The sequence below is a fragment of the Streptomyces sp. NPDC049879 genome (assembly GCF_044461265.1).
In the GTDB taxonomy this organism is placed as follows: Bacteria; Actinomycetota; Actinomycetes; order Streptomycetales; family Streptomycetaceae; genus Streptomyces.
The window spans coordinates 310,430-323,247 of the sequence record NZ_JBITKT010000005.1 but is presented as its reverse complement, the minus strand read 5'-3'; the positions used below and the strand labels follow the sequence as shown (position 1 = coordinate 323,247).

17 protein-coding genes are annotated in these 12,818 nt (G+C 73.0%); 9 read left to right on the top strand and 8 right to left on the bottom strand.

Translation table 11 applies throughout. The features are described from left to right. Positions 1–130 precede the first annotated feature (130 nt). Positions 131–601, top strand: a complete 471-nt coding sequence (locus ACIBPC_RS19470) for a GNAT family N-acetyltransferase (protein ID WP_398846260.1) — start codon at positions 131–133, stop codon at positions 599–601. A gap of 40 nt (positions 602–641) precedes the next feature. Here the strand turns inward: ACIBPC_RS19470 and ACIBPC_RS19465 are convergent, their stop codons facing one another. Both ACIBPC_RS19465 and ACIBPC_RS19460 read right to left on the bottom strand, forming a co-directional pair. Continuing rightward, on the bottom strand, positions 642–962 hold the full coding sequence (locus tag ACIBPC_RS19465; RefSeq protein WP_362963664.1) for a multidrug efflux SMR transporter: 321 nt from the start codon (positions 960–962) through the stop codon (positions 642–644). A gap of 33 nt (positions 963–995) precedes the next feature. Next, positions 996–1,343 (bottom strand): multidrug efflux SMR transporter, encoded by a 348-nt coding sequence (locus tag ACIBPC_RS19460; protein WP_362963666.1) that lies wholly within the window; start codon positions 1,341–1,343, stop codon positions 996–998. Positions 1,344–1,470: 127 nt separating this feature from the next. On the opposite strand from ACIBPC_RS19460, the gene ACIBPC_RS19455 reads away from it, so the two are divergent. Further along, positions 1,471–1,920 (top strand): MarR family transcriptional regulator, encoded by a 450-nt coding sequence (locus ACIBPC_RS19455; protein ID WP_362963668.1) that lies wholly within the window; start codon positions 1,471–1,473, stop codon positions 1,918–1,920. A 28-nt stretch (positions 1,921–1,948) separates the two neighbouring features. On the opposite strand, the gene ACIBPC_RS19450 is transcribed toward ACIBPC_RS19455, so the two are convergent. Beyond that, positions 1,949–2,866 carry a phosphotransferase family protein gene (locus ACIBPC_RS19450; RefSeq protein WP_398846255.1) on the bottom strand — a complete coding sequence of 306 codons (918 nt, stop codon included), beginning with the start codon at positions 2,864–2,866 and terminating at the stop codon, positions 1,949–1,951. Positions 2,867–3,160: 294 nt separating this feature from the next. Continuing rightward, positions 3,161–3,565, bottom strand: a complete 405-nt coding sequence (locus tag ACIBPC_RS19445) for a hypothetical protein (RefSeq protein WP_398846252.1) — start codon at positions 3,563–3,565, stop codon at positions 3,161–3,163. Between the two features lie 97 nt (positions 3,566–3,662). On the opposite strand from ACIBPC_RS19445, the gene ACIBPC_RS19440 reads away from it, so the two are divergent. Together ACIBPC_RS19440 and ACIBPC_RS19435 are read left to right on the top strand one after the other, a co-directional pair. Then, positions 3,663–4,397 carry a nuclease-related domain-containing protein gene (locus tag ACIBPC_RS19440; protein ID WP_398846249.1) on the top strand — a complete coding sequence of 245 codons (735 nt, stop codon included), beginning with the start codon at positions 3,663–3,665 and terminating at the stop codon, positions 4,395–4,397. Positions 4,398–5,104: 707 nt separating this feature from the next. Continuing rightward, positions 5,105–6,199: a hypothetical protein gene (locus tag ACIBPC_RS19435; protein ID WP_398846246.1), complete on the top strand. Its 1,095-nt coding sequence runs from the start codon at positions 5,105–5,107 to the stop codon at positions 6,197–6,199. Between the two features lie 94 nt (positions 6,200–6,293). Here ACIBPC_RS19435 and ACIBPC_RS19430 read toward each other — a convergent pair whose 3' ends face one another. Further along, on the bottom strand, positions 6,294–6,815 hold the full coding sequence (locus tag ACIBPC_RS19430; RefSeq protein ID WP_398846244.1) for a hypothetical protein: 522 nt from the start codon (positions 6,813–6,815) through the stop codon (positions 6,294–6,296). Between the two features lie 96 nt (positions 6,816–6,911). On the opposite strand from ACIBPC_RS19430, the gene ACIBPC_RS19425 reads away from it, so the two are divergent. After that, a complete protein-coding gene (locus ACIBPC_RS19425; protein WP_398846241.1) occupies positions 6,912–7,592 on the top strand; it encodes a TetR/AcrR family transcriptional regulator C-terminal domain-containing protein in 681 nt (226 codons plus the stop codon). A 139-nt stretch (positions 7,593–7,731) separates the two neighbouring features. Here ACIBPC_RS19425 and ACIBPC_RS19420 read toward each other — a convergent pair whose 3' ends face one another. Next, positions 7,732–8,064, bottom strand: coding sequence for a hypothetical protein (locus tag ACIBPC_RS19420; protein ID WP_398846239.1), 333 nt, complete (start codon positions 8,062–8,064; stop codon positions 7,732–7,734). Positions 8,065–8,506: 442 nt separating this feature from the next. On the opposite strand from ACIBPC_RS19420, the gene ACIBPC_RS19415 reads away from it, so the two are divergent. Together ACIBPC_RS19415 and ACIBPC_RS19410 are read left to right on the top strand one after the other, a co-directional pair. Then, a complete protein-coding gene (locus ACIBPC_RS19415) occupies positions 8,507–9,058 on the top strand; it encodes a hypothetical protein (RefSeq protein WP_398846237.1) in 552 nt (183 codons plus the stop codon). Between the two features lie 202 nt (positions 9,059–9,260). Next, complete coding sequence (locus ACIBPC_RS19410) at positions 9,261–9,839, top strand: AAA family ATPase (RefSeq protein ID WP_398846234.1); 579 nt, start codon at positions 9,261–9,263, stop codon at positions 9,837–9,839. Here the strand turns inward: ACIBPC_RS19410 and ACIBPC_RS19405 are convergent. Beyond that, complete coding sequence (locus ACIBPC_RS19405; protein WP_398846232.1) at positions 9,772–10,194, bottom strand: MarR family winged helix-turn-helix transcriptional regulator; 423 nt, start codon at positions 10,192–10,194, stop codon at positions 9,772–9,774. The genes ACIBPC_RS19410 and ACIBPC_RS19405 overlap by 68 nt on opposite strands. 160 nt (positions 10,195–10,354) lie before the next feature. On the opposite strand from ACIBPC_RS19405, the gene eno reads away from it, so the two are divergent. Further along, positions 10,355–11,665: a phosphopyruvate hydratase gene (eno, locus tag ACIBPC_RS19400; protein ID WP_398846229.1), complete on the top strand. Its 1,311-nt coding sequence runs from the start codon at positions 10,355–10,357 to the stop codon at positions 11,663–11,665. A 93-nt stretch (positions 11,666–11,758) separates the two neighbouring features. Beyond that, entirely contained in the window at positions 11,759–12,136 is a 378-nt protein-coding gene (locus ACIBPC_RS19395; protein ID WP_398846226.1) for a hypothetical protein, read from the top strand. Here ACIBPC_RS19395 and ACIBPC_RS19390 read toward each other — a convergent pair. Beyond that, entirely contained in the window at positions 12,133–12,639 is a 507-nt protein-coding gene (locus ACIBPC_RS19390) for a hypothetical protein (RefSeq protein WP_398846224.1), read from the bottom strand. The genes ACIBPC_RS19395 and ACIBPC_RS19390 overlap by 4 nt on opposite strands. Positions 12,640–12,818: the final 179 nt, after the last annotated feature.

Here is a 12,818-nt window from a genome sequence, read left to right as displayed (position 1 = left end):
GCACGGCGGTCAACCGCCTTGCCCTGCGATGCACTTGCGAACTCGCAGGCCGGCCGGGGCCACGCAGCCTACACAGGGCGACTGTCCTGCCCGGGCCGGACTGTCAGTGGCCGGTGGCAGACTTCGCCGCATGAGCGAAATGGTGGGAATGCGGGATGTCGGCTCGGGGGATCTGGAGGTGTTCCTCGCCTATGAGCATGATCCGGAGGCCGCGCGGCGGGCGCGGTTCCCGCCTCGGGAGCGGGAGGCCTTCATGACGCACTGGACGACGAGGATTCTGGCGGACCCCGCCGTCTTCGTGCAGGCCGTCACCGTCGAGGGCGCGGTCGCGGGCAATGTGGTGGCGTGGTGGCACGGGGACCGGCGGTTCATCGGGTACTGGTTCGGCCGCGAGTACTGGGGGCGGGGCATAGGCACGCGGGCCCTGCGGCTCTTTCTGGAGCGGGAGGAGACGCGCCCCTTGTACGCCGATCCGTACGCGGTGAACGCCGGCTCGGTGCGGCTGCTGGAGAAGGTCGGCTTCCAGCGGACGGACACCGTGGGGGAGGGGGAGGACGAGCAGGTCGTGCTGGTGCTGGGCGCACCGGCCGGGGACGCGTAGCCGCGTCCCGGGACGGGTTTCCCGTCCCGGGAGGGCGCGGTCAGGCTCCGGCGGCCAGGCGCAGCACCACGGCTCCCGCGACGATGGCGGCGAAGGAGACGAGCTTGGGCGGGGTGATCTTCTCCTTGTAGATCAGCGCGCCCAGGACGACGGTGCCGACCGAGCCGATGCCGGTCCAGATGGTGTAGCCGACACCGACGTCGAGCGTGCGCAGCGCCAGGCTGAGGGTGAAGATGCCGCCCGCTGCGGCGAGCAGGGTGAACACCGAGGGCCACAGGCGGGTGAAGCCCTTGGTCGCGTTGGTGCCCAGTGCGAAGGCGATCTCGAAGACGATGGCGATCAGCAAGTAGATCCAGTGCATGGCGGTTCTCCTGGGGACGGGGCGGGGCGGGGGTCAGGCGGTGCGGGGCGACGCGTCGGCGCCGCTTCGGTCGGAGAGCTTCAGGCCGAGCACGCCGCCGATGATCAGGACGAACGCGATCGCCTTCGCCGCGGTCATCTCCTCGTGGAACACGACCGATCCGAAGATCACCGTCCCCACCGAGCCGATGCCGGTCCACACCGTGTAACCGACGCCCACGTCCAGCGTCTTGAGCGCCAGGCTGAGGAAGAAGATCCCGACCGCCGCCGCGCCCGCCGTCAGGAGTGAGGCGTCCAGCACGGTGAATCCGTGGCTGGCGTTGGTCGCCAGGGCGAAGACGACTTCGAACACGGCCGCGACGAGCAGGTAGATCCAGGCCATGGGACCCTCACTTCTTGTATGTATGTGCAAGTTCTGCGAGAAGGAGCATGCATGCACAAGTAAGCTTGTGTCAAGGCGGCGGCCCGCCGCCGGGTCGCCCGCCCTGGCACGGACAAGGAGCGAAGTGATGGCAGCGCAGGTCAGAAGTGGTGAGGTCGCGGACGACGCACAGGTGTGGGACCGGCTGCTCGGGCTGCACACCCTTGTCGAGAGCCGGTTGGCGACCGCCCTCCAGCGCCGTCACGGTCTCGGGTTGTCCGAGTACCGCGCACTGGCCCTCCTCGACCAGGCGCCCGACAGCGAACTGCGCATGCAGGAACTCGCCGACAAGCTGCGCCTCAACCAGAGTTCGGTCACCCGCCTGGTCGGCCGCCTCAACGCGGCCGAGTACACGTACCGCGACCTGTGCCCCGACGACAAGCGCGGCGCGTACACCGTCCTCACCGACCCCGGCCGCACCCGCTGCCGCGAGGCCCGCAGCACCTACGACGCCACCCTCACCGCCGCGCTCGAAGAGGCCGTCGCCGAGGACCCCGCCGTCGCCGCGCTGCTCACCACGGCCCGCGAGGTGATGTAGGAGGCCGCCGATGTGCGCGTCACGGGGCTCAGCGCGCCGGGCGCCACCAGTGGCGGTCGAGGACGACTGCCTCCAGGTCGCGGAGCAGGTCGGTGGCGCCCTCGCCGAAGTGGAGGGCGGCGCGCAGGTCGGAGACGAGGTGCGCTGCCTCGCGGACCTCGCACGCGGCCCGCAGCTCCTCCGGGTCCGCCGCCGTGGCCCGGGCGATGACGTCGAGCACGGCCCGCTGGTGGGGGCCGGCGAAGCGCGCGAGGAACAGCCAGTCGTCGGCCGGTTCGCCGAGGCGGGCCCACTCGAAGTCGAGCAGGGCGGTCACGCGGCCTTCGTGCACCAGCCAGTTGTCCCAGTGGCAGTCGGCGTGCACGGGCACGGCGGTCCGCGCGCGGGGCGGTGCCTGCTCCGCCAGCGCCGTCAGGCCGTCGAGCAGGCGGCGGGACAGCGCCCGTTCCCGGTCGTCGGCCGCGAGCTTCCCCACCTCGGCGAGCAGCGCGTCCCGGCCGGTGAACCCGCCGTGTTCCAGGGGCTCTTCGAGCATGTCCCGCGCTTCCGGGCCGGGTGTCCAGCTGTGCAGGTCGCCGAGGCGCCTGACCGCTTCCTCCGCCAGCCGGCGCGCGGTCACGGCGTCCACGCCCGGCAGTCCCATGCCGGGCGCGCTGCCCGGCATGCGGGCGTAGCAGGCGTAACGGACCTCCCGCCCGCCGAGGCGGTGCAGGCCGTCGGCGAGCAGCGGCGCCGTGATCCCGGCGGGCAGGTGGGAGGCGAGCGCGACCTCCCGCCCGAGCCGCGTGTGCCCGGCGGCGTCGATGATCTTCACGACGACGTCGCGGCCGACGAAGACATGGTGCGAAGCGCTCTCCACGGCACCCAGGGGCCCGGGATCACGCCCGAGCGCGGCGGCGGCCGCCGCACGGGCGACTTCACGGTCCTGCTGACGCGTTCCGGCCATCACTTCCCCTCCCCGGCGCGGACGGCAGCCGCCACCACCGGACGTGCGGCCTCCGTCGCGATCACAGCCGTTCAGCGGGATCGACTGAAGGACGCGCGCACACTGCCGCGGTCCGCCGTGCCAGACACAGCGCCGGAACCCCGACTGTCGCAAAGATCCAACGAGCCGCACCGAGGGGAAGTGCCCGCTTGGCACCGACTCCGTCCAGTCACCAGGCCGTGGCAGCCACTCTCCGGGACGGCTGAGGATCGCGGGTCCCTGCCCCGGGTCCGATCCGGTGACAGCGCCACCCCGTTACTCGGCTGCCTCGCCGGCGAGGGCGCGTTTCGCGGTGTCCACGGTGTCGCTCGGGTCGGAGTTGAAGCAGATGGCCGCACGGGGGGCGTGGCGGTGGATGATGTTGATCACGCGCTCGAACAGCAGCAGGTTCGACGGGATCGCCCGGACTCCGGCGCCGATCATCACGTGGTCGAAGTCGCCGTCCGCCAAGGCCGCCTTCAGCGTCGTCCCCGCCGTTTCGCCGAGGTCGATGACGCATCGCCGTACCGTGAATCCGAGTGCCCTCAGCTCCGCGTCGATCTCCGCCCGGGAGGCGCGCAGCCGGTCGGCGTCCAGGCCCGGCATGGCCCGGAAGTCGACCAGGCCGGGATCGACACCGACGAGCAGGAGGGAGGGCCCGGGTGCGTCGTTCGTCGCCATGATCACGACTCTAGAGCGTCCCGTGGACCGGAGGTCAGTGGGAGACTCTGTGGTCCACCTCACGGACCGGTGGTGAAGCGAACAGGAGTGACGGGACGTGGACTTGGTCAGTTTCCTGCTGGACCATCCGGGGCTCACTCTGGCGTTGCTGCTGATTCTCGTCGTGGCCGGGACGCTGGGGGACAAGCAGTCCCATCGGAGAGGGCGGCGTACGCGCCGGCGCCCTGCCGGGCCACGCCGGTACCGGTCGCCCGTCCGCCGGTACGCCTCGCCCACGGCGTCGCGGATCCCCGACACGGCCGAGGAGTTGCTGGCCCAGCAGGCACGGTTGGCCGCGGGAGCGACAGGGGAGAAGCGGACCGCGCGGGTGCTCGACGGGATGGGGCCGGGGTGGTCCGCCGTTCACCGGCGCGCGCTGCCTCACGGGCGGGCCGACCTCGACCATGTCGTGGTGACGCCCAGCGGCACCGTCATACACGTGGACTCCAAGATGTGGTCCTCGAAGCACGGCAACGTGTACGCCCGTGGCGCCCGCCTGTTACACGGGGACAAGGACGTCACCAGCCGGGTGGAGGCGACGCGCTACGAATCGGGGCAGGCGGCCGACGCGCTCGGCGTACCGGTGGGCACCGTGGTGGCCATGCACGGGGCCCGTGTCACGGGCGGGCAGGTGAGGCTTCCGGGTGTGTTGATCGTCCCCGGGGCGCAACTGAGGGCCCTGCTGCGGGAGATCGAGGCTTCCTGGGGCCCGCCCGACCCGGAGCGTGCGCGGTACATGGCTGAGCAGGTCGCCCGGCTCCTTCCCCCGTACGCGGACCGCCACGGCTTCTGAAATGTGGGGGCAGGACGGGGGGCGGCGGGGACGCCGTCTTCTCGACATATTCTCCCGGCTGTCGGGGCGACAGAGACCGGTCCCGGCCGCCGTGACGGACTCCGCGTCGGCGTCGGGCCGCCCGTGCGTCTGGATGCCCACCCGGCCGGGGAACGTGTTCTCGGTGGCCCGGAGGAAGGGCGCGGCGTCGGTTCCCGGGCGAGCGGCGCGTCCGGGCCTCCGCCGGTCGGCGCGCTGCCCGGCACACGGGCGTAGCAGGCGTAACGGACCTCCCGCCCGCCGAGCCGCGCGTGCCCGGCGCGGTGCCGATGACCTTCACGACGACGTCGCGGCCGACGAAGACATGCCCTGACTGCTTTCCACGGCACCCAGCGGCCCGGGATCGGCAGCCACCACCACCGAACGTGCGGCCTTCGCCATGATCCCCAGCCGTCCCGAAGGGCGGCCGCCGCGCACAGCCGTTCAGCGGCATCGGCTGAACGAAGCACGCCGCTGCGGTCCGCAGGGTGCGACACCGCGCCGGTAACCCCGACCGCCGCGAAGATCCAACGGGCCGCAGCGAAGGAAAGTGCCCGGTCAGCGCCCCCCTCCTGTCCCGCGGTCGCGGGCCGCGCGGGGGAAGCGCCGTCGGCGGGGAGGCTCCGCCACCCGCCGGATAGAGTCCCGGTGGTCCGCTGTCGTGGGGGAGCCAAGGGAAGGAGGCGCGTGTGTTCCGTCTGCCGTTCGGGACCGGGCCACGCCGGAGTGACGCCGAACTCGCCGCTGTCGACGCCGAGATCACCGCCTTCGGCATCGCGCTCGACGAGCACCCCTTCTCGCCGGGACAGCCCGGCGCGACCGACGAGATGCGTGCCGACCTCGGGCACGCGCTCGACGCCTACGACGAGGCCAAACGTGCTTTCGACGCGGACCCCGACAGCGGGGACGCGCAGCGCGCGGTCGACGCCGGTCGTCATGCCCTCGCCTGCCTCGACGCGCGCCTCGCGGGCCGCCCCCTCCCAAGCCGCCGCCCCCCGTGCTTCTTCGACGCGCGGCACGGCCCCTCCACCACCGACACCACGTGGGCGCCCGCACACGGCACCCCCCGCGACATCGCCGTGTGCACCGCCTGCGCCGTACGCCTCGGCGACGAGGCCGCGCGCGGACCGGCCGCACCGCCGCCGCCCCAGGTGCGCGCCCCCGCACCCGTACGCCGAACGCCGCGCCCCCTGCCTCCCGCACGGCGCAGCGCGCCCAAGCCGGGGTCGGGGCCGCCCGGGGAACCCCGCACCGGCCGTGGGAACGTGCGCGGATTCGTCCACTACCCGGCGCCCGACCGGCCCGCCGTGCTGCGCGTCCGTACGGAGTCGGCGGCGGTCCTCACCGTCGTCGTCCAGACGCGCGGCGCACCGGAACGGCGCTACCGCGTCGGCGGCCCCGACGAGTCCGCCGACGCGCGCCTGCCGCTGCCCCGGGCGGGCGAGGCCGCCGGGGCACGCTTCGAGCTGATCTTCGCGGGGACGGACGAGGTGGCGTGGACCGTCGAGTCGTGCCCGCTCGACACCCTCCCCGCCCTCCCCGCCCACCACGCGGGGCACGCCTCCCAACTGCTGTGCCACGAGGGGCAGTCGGGCGCGGCCGAACTCCGCAACGCGGGCGGTGGCGACTTCTCCCTGCTCGCGTTGGACGCGGACCTCCTGGGCGGCACGCAGCTCGTACGGGGCAGAGGCCCGGAGGCGGTGGCCTTCACGTGGCCGGGGCCCGGCTGCTACCTGGTGCGGGCGCGGGGTCCGTGGTCGCTGCGCACGGAGGCGCCGGGCTGACGGCCGGGCGGCTCGGACGGCTCGGACGGCCGGTCCGGTAGCGCGATCCGGCCGACGAGGTCCGACCGGGCGACGGCCCGCGTCCGGGCCGGCGTCAGCCCGCCAGCGACGCGGCGGCCAGGGCGACGGCGGAGCCGAGGAAGACGAGCGTGTGGCGCACGTGCGTCTGGAGGCGCACCCAGCCGGGGAACGCGTCCTCGGCGGCCCGGAGGAATGGCGCCACCTCGACGCGGGCCAGCTCCGGGTCGCCCTTGCGGCGGAAGGCCTTCTCGACGGACGCGACGGCGGTGCGGTTGCTGTGGACTATCGCCACGTTCATCAGGATCACCAGGGACGAGAAGACCCAGGTCAGCGGCGTGGCCAGGCCGACCGCCGCCAGGTGCAGGGCGGCGACGGCCGTCATCACCGCGGCGACGGCCACCGGGGCCGCCGTCTCGTGCCCTCCGGCGTCGAACCGCAGCCCGTTCTCCGCCAGCACCGCGGGGCGGACGTCCTGGCGCCGCAGCTCGGCCTCGGCGGCGGCCTTCGCGGCGGGGCCGAAGCGGTGGCGGACCAGCGGGATGCTGACGAAGGCGGCGGCGACGAGCAACTGCGCGGCGGCGGCGAGGAGATGCATGGCGGACTCCCTGACTTGAACATTGTTCAATCGCTGACGGGAGCGACCGTACTGCGCGACTTGAACAATGTGCAAGTCCCTTCGTAGGGTGGGCCCATGGCACGCGACACGCTCACCCGCGACCGGATCGTCCACGCCGCCGTCGAACTCCTCGACACGGAAGGGCTCGAAGGACTGAACATGCGCGCCCTCGGCAAGCGGCTCGACTCCGCCGCCACGGCCGTGTACTGGCACGTCAAGAACAAGGACGACCTGGTCGTGCTCGCCACCGACCACGTGTGGGGCCGGCTCACGCTCCCCGACCCCGGCGCGTCCGGCTGGCGCGCGGCGGCCGCCGCCATGGCGGCCGACCTGTACGGGATGTTCACCCGGCACCCCTGGCTGGTGCAGGTCCTCGCCGCGCACGTCGTCTTCGGGCAGGGCAAGGCGCGGCACGACGAGCACAGCCTCGCCGTCTACGAGGCCGCCGGGTTCGCCGGTCCTGAGGCCGACCGGGCCGCCGCCGCCGTCTTCACATACGTCCTCGGCAACGCGGCCGGTGCCGCCGCCACCGCCTCCCTCACCCGGCGGCTCGGCGGCGGGGCGGACGCCGACGAGCGGTTCGGCCGGGCCATGGCCGAGGCCCGGGAGATCGCGGCACGCCACCCCCGGCTGCGCGCCCGCCTGGAGACGGCGGCGGCCAACGGCTACGCGGCCGCGCCCGACGACACCTTCGCGTTCGGCCTGCGCGCGCTCCTCGACGGCCTGGAACGCCAGGCCGCCCACCGGACGCGCTGACGCGGCGACAAGCCCGCCCGCCGCGAGCGGTCCGCCTCACCGGCTGCGGCGCGGCATCAAAGACGAGCGGAACGAGGCGAGTTGCAGGGACCGGTCCGCCTGCGCCGACACGGGTCACCGCACCACCCGCCGACGCCGTTCAGCGCGCCCAGTCGAGCTGCCGCTCCGGAACGCCCACCGCGCGCCCGTGCTCCTGGACGCGGCGCCGTCCCTCCTCCTGGCCGCGCGGGTAGCGGAAGACCTTGCCCGCGAAGACGACGAACGTCTCGTCGGCCGTGTGGAAGTCGGCGTACCAGCCGCCGGTGGGGGAGAGCGCGGCGGCCAGCCCGTCGGCCAGGCGAGCGGCGTCGCGTTCGTCCGCCGCGAAGTCGAGCAGCGTCCACCCCACGGGCTGCCCGGCCGCCGCGTCCCCCGCCTCGACCCGCCTGACGCGCGACACCCGCAGCGGTACGCCGTTCAACTCGGCTCCCACAGGCAGACTTTCTGCGACCAGCACACCTTCCAGCGCCATCCCGCCTCCACCCACCACTCCGCCTCAGACGACCAGGCGCCACCCGGCCCGCCCCGCACGCGCCCGACGACCCGAACCGCCAGACTCTCACCCCGGCGCGCCCCCCGTCCCCGGCCGGACCGAGAGCGCGGCGGGGTGGTCCCGCCGAGGGCGCGCGGACCTCGTATCCTCCGCGCAAGGCGCTGAAGTGGCGCACGGCCTCCCGCAGATGGCCCGGTTGGAGCTGCTCCTGCCAAACGTCGGCATACTTCCGGCATGCCGAGCGGAGGCGCCGATCTACCCGCTCCTGATGCGGTGTCGACGGAAACCGACTGGGCCTCTCCGGAACACGCCTATGGGACGGCCGAGGACACGCCCGAAACGCCGCCCGACCTGCTGGACGACGATCAACAGGCGCGTTCCCGTGGGTTGGACCACCTTGCACCACGCGGTGCACCACCAGAACAGGCTCTACTCGGCAACGGCGCCCGCGGCCCTCTGCGTGGCGGCGATCCTCGCCGACCCGCGTACTGCCGCGCCTGTCGACAAGAGGCCCCATGCCTTTCCGGGGCCACTGAGAACGGAGCTGCTTGGCTGGGTGGGGTCTGTAGCCCACGAAGCCGACGGCGAGGCAGAGTTGATGAGTCGTCAACAAGGCTTTGCGCCCTTGAGGACCACTTTCCGACTCTCTGCGGTGTCGGCGTGCGTCGATGACCAGGACCCGCATGTGCGTGCCGCGGCCGTCGCCGCGTGCATCCCGCTGCTCGATGATCCGCGACCGCGTCATCATCGGGCCGGTCTGGTGCCTCCGGTACGGGAGGTGCTTGACGCGCTCACCGCGTGGGGCGAGGACAGCTCCGGGCCGGAAGGGCGACCGGAGGCCTTCGCCGTCCGCGACGGGCGGTCCGCGGCCGCGCCGTGGTCGGCCGAATCAGCTTGCCCCGAGCTCGGCGACACGTCTGATCCCCCCTTCTGATCAACGCGCCCCGACGGTGCTGCGATGTCGTCCGGCCAGTCCGATCGCCTCTCGACGGGGCGGAGGAGCCGCCCGGTCGCTGACGGCCGCTGCTCAGGCCGGCCGCCCGCCGCCACGACGACGCCGGCGGCGCGTCCGGCCTCGGCGTCGAGACGGTCCGCGTGCCGGGCGCGGTGACCGGGCCGTGGGGCAGGATGGGGCCGTGCTCGTCATCATCTGCGGACTCCCGGCGGCGGGGAAGACGACGCTGGCGCGGGCCCTCGCCCGCCGGACCGGCGGCGTCCACCTGCGCGTGGACACCATCGAGCAGGCCATCGTCCGCTCCGGGCTGGCCGCCCAGCCCCTCGGCCCGGCCGGGTACGCCGTCGCGTACGCCTTGGCCGAGGAGCATCTGCGGCAGGGGCTGACGGTGATCGCCGAGTCCGTCAACCCCCTGGCCGTCACCCGCGACGCGTGGCAGGACGTCGCCGGGCGCGCGGGTGTACCCGTGCTGGAGGCCGAGATCGTCTGCTCCGACCCCGTCGAGCACCGCCGCCGGGCCGAGCACCGCACCGTGGACATCCCCGATCTCGCGCTGCCGACGTGGGAGGCCATCGTGGGCCGCGCGTACGAGCTGTGGGACCGCGAGCACCTGGTGGTGGACACGGCGGGCCGCGACGTGGCCGCCTGTGTCGCCGACCTCATACGCGGACTCCCCTCGGCCCCCGCCCGCGCTAACGCGTGGCGAGGCGTTCCAGCAGGGCCGCGCTCCGGGCCAGCAACGCGCGTTCCTCGTCGGTGAGTTCGGACTCGATGGCCTGGGCGAGCCAGCTGGCCCTGCGGCCGCGTTCCGCCTCCAGGGCTGTCCGGCCCGCGTCGGACAGCTCGACGAGGGACTTGCGGCGGTCCGTGGGGTGGGCGCGGCGGGTGATCAGCCCCTGCTCCATGAGCAGCCCCACCGCCCTGGCCATCGACTGAGGGCGTACGCGCTGGTCGGCGGCGAGGTCGCTGGTGGTCATGGCGCCGTCGCGGTCGAGCGCGCCGAGGACGGCGACCTGGCCGAGCGGGATGCGGTCCTCGTGCTTGACGCGGCGGGTGAGCTTGCCCATCGCGGTGCGCAGGTCTGCGGCGATGGCGGCGGCTTCCGGGGTGGGCATACGGCACTTTATCCGTGGCCGCCGCCGCGGCGCACCTGAGTTGCACAGCATTGCTGTACAGCGAAACTGTGCAGTCTTGCTGTACAGTCTGCGGTGCCGGGCCCAGCGTCAGCGCTGCCGCAGCCGGGGCCGCGGCACACGAGAACGGGAGGAACGCCCCATGTCCACGAAGCCAGCAGGCCCCCTCGGCGCCCTCATCGAGACCGTCACCGCCCGCCGGATCATCGACAGCCGGGGCAACCCCACGGTCGAGGTGGACGTCGTCCTCGCGGACGGCTCCCTCGGGCGCGCGGCCGTCCCCTCCGGCGCCTCCACCGGCACCCGCGAGGCCGTCGAACTGCGCGACGGCGACCCGGCGCGCTGGCACGGCAAGGGCGTCGACCGCGCGGTGGCCCACGTCAACGGGGAGATCGCGGCGGCCGTACGCGGCCGGGACGCGGCCGACCAGGCGGGACTCGACGCGGCGCTGATCGCCCTCGACGGCACGCCGGCGAAGTCCCGGCTCGGCGCGAACGCGGTCCTCGGCGTCTCCCTCGCCGCCGCCAAGGCCGCGGCGGCCGCCCGCCGCCTGCCCCTCTACCGCCACCTCGGCGGCGAGGACGCCCACCTGCTGCCGCTGCCGATGATGAACATCGTCAACGGCGGCGCCCACGCCGACAACCCGCTGGACTTCCAGGAGTTCATGATCGCGCCCGTCGGCGCCGACACGTTCGCCGAAGCCGTCCGCATGGGCAGCGAGGTCTTCCACACCCTGCGCCGCGACCTGCACGCCGCCGGGCACTCCACGGCCGTCGGCGACGAGGGCGGCTTCGCCCCCGCGCTGCGCACGGCCGAGGAGGCGCTCGACTTCGTGACGGCCGCCATCGAACGCACCGGCTACCGCCCCGGCACGGACATCGCCCTCGTCATGGACCCGGCGTCGTCGGAGTTCTTCCGCGACGGGGTGTACGACTACGCGGGCGAGGGCGTACGCCGCACCCCGTCCGAACACGCCGACCACCTGGCCCGCCTCATCGACGCGTACGCGATCGTCGCGATCGAGGACCCGATGGCGGAGGACGACCTCGACGGCTGGCGCGAACTCACCACCCGCGTCGGCGACCGCTGCCAGCTCACCGGCGACGACGTGTTCTGCACGAACGAGACCCTGCTGCGCGAGGGCATCCGCACGGGCGTCGGCAACTCGGTCCTGGTCAAGGTCAACCAGATCGGCACACTGACCGAGGCCCTGACCGCCGTGACGACGGCCCACGAGGCGGGCTGGTCGGTCGTCATGTCACACCGCTCGGGCGAGACGGAGGACACGACGATCGCCGACCTGGCGGTGGCAACCAACTGCGGCCAGATCAAAACCGGCTCCCTCTCCCGCTCGGACCGCACGGCGAAGTACAACCAGCTGATCAGGATCGAGGAGGAGCTGGGCAACACGGCACACTACGCAGGCCGCTCGACACTGCGCGGAGCACCGTAAACAGTGGACGCTGGCGGGGGGCATGCTCCGGCCAATGCAGTTGCCTTAGCGTCCCGGCCTCATAGGGCGCGTGCAGCTCGAGAGAATGACGGCATGACCATCTTCCGCTGTGCCAACTGTCAGCAGCCCGTGACCAGCGAAGTGGTGTCGGGGGAACCAGTGAGGGGTCCCGAGCGGCCGCCGGGCTACGAAGTCGCTCCGCCGCGGATGGCTCTGGGGACCTTCAAGATCAACTTCGACGGCAGCCTTCTGATCTTCCACCCGGACGACGTTCCTGGGACGGTGCTTCACCCCGACCCGCAGCGTGTCAGTGGTTGCTGCGGGCTCGCGGGCCTAGACGGGCCCAACCTCGTCTGCGGCGGATGCGGCGTTGAGGTAGCGACGAAAGAGTCCGATTGCTGGACCGACAACCTTGTGGCACTGATTGCCGCCGCAGTGACTGATGGGCGTACGACAGAAGCTGACATCTAGGGCGATGTCCGGGCTCGCGTTCCCTTGAGCACCGGCCTCCCGGCCCGACGGTTGCTCTTCGGCTTCGAGAGGAGGCGCGCGCGTGCCTCCCGCCCGGCCTCGGTGAAGGAACGGGTGAGCTTGGTGAGGGTCGCTCCGAGCAGGGACGGGATGCTGCGGCGGATGATGCGGACGCACTTCAGGCAGGAGACACGGTCGGCGTCCACCGTCGGGCGGGCGAGCGCGGCCCTGTGGGCGAACTGGCGGATGGTGTGGTGGACCGCGAGGCAGGCCCACAGTTCCTGTCGGACACCTTCCGGTGTCCGCGACTCGACCGGCCCGCCTGGGCCGAGGTGGTTCTTGATCTCGTCGAAGGCGAGCTTGATCTCCCAGCGTTCCCGGCAGAGGGCGACCAGCTCGTCGGCCGGGTACCGCTCGGGGTCCAGCAGCGTCGTGCCCAGGTGGGCGACCATGTCGCCCTTGGCGAAGGTGATGACGCGGTAGATCACGTGCCGGGGCAGCATCCGGCCCTCTCGAACCGCCGGGAAGTTCTTCCTGAGCGGTACCGAGGTGGTTGGACTGGAGCCTGACCAGCAGATCCGCACCCGCTGGCCCGCGCCCCACCCCGTCACACGCGGGGCAACGATCCCCGCGGCTCAAAGGCAACTGCATCGGCATGCTCCGGCCCCTGATCAGCGCCGGG